The organism is Prevotella conceptionensis 9403948 (genome assembly GCF_000312305.1).
Classification (GTDB): Bacteria; Bacteroidota; Bacteroidia; order Bacteroidales; family Bacteroidaceae; genus Prevotella; species Prevotella conceptionensis.
The window spans coordinates 1-597 of the sequence record NZ_HE999535.1; the positions used below are offsets into that span (position 1 = coordinate 1).

The window sequence follows — 597 nt, forward strand, 5'->3', positions numbered from 1 at the left end:
GGGACTGTTCTCGCGGATCAGCCGGTGCAGTTCAGCCGTAGGCGCGAAGAGATCGAGGTCGGATTTCGTCCACTGCACGGCGTCCGCCAGACTGCCGGCAGGATTGAGGATGCATTTCAATACGCCGAAACCGCAATAACGCTCCAATGTCTTCCGTTCTTCGGCGGTGGGCACGCGATGTTCTCTGTCCAAAGTAAAGGCGGTGCGTATCGCCTCAATGTTGCCCGAGAGTCTTGCTTTCCTGTTAAATGCCATGACGTTCGAGATAAAGTACGACCATTCCCGTGATTTCGGTATATAGGCTCTCCTCCGTGCGTTCGCTCTGCGCGCACAGCTGCCTTACCTGTGGCAGCAACGTCTCGGCGGTTGCCTCACGGGCTTCCAAAGGCACTTCGCCCTCGAACTCGTTTTCGAGCACGTCCGTAAGCAACGCGAAAGCCGAGCGGTGCAGCCCGTCAAGCAGTGTTCCCATCGCCAGCTCCTGTGCACCGTCAACGGAATAGCCCTCGCACCGTGCCCGTCCGAACGTTTCAGCAGCAAGGGCGGCGCGGCTGCTAATAAAGTCGGCATCCGAGGCCTGCTGAAATCTGTTCTCTT

Annotated in this window: 2 protein-coding genes; both read right to left on the reverse strand. The window is 58.1% G+C overall.

Going from position 1 to position 597, the window contains the following annotated elements; translation table 11 throughout:
* Window positions 1–255: hypothetical protein (locus BN93_RS16155; protein WP_044261278.1), on the reverse strand; the 255-nt coding region annotated here is incomplete at its 3' end.
* Window positions 245–597: DUF1896 family protein (locus BN93_RS16160; RefSeq protein WP_019189297.1), on the reverse strand; the 353-nt coding region annotated here is incomplete at its 5' end. The genes BN93_RS16160 and BN93_RS16155, both read right to left, overlap by 11 nt.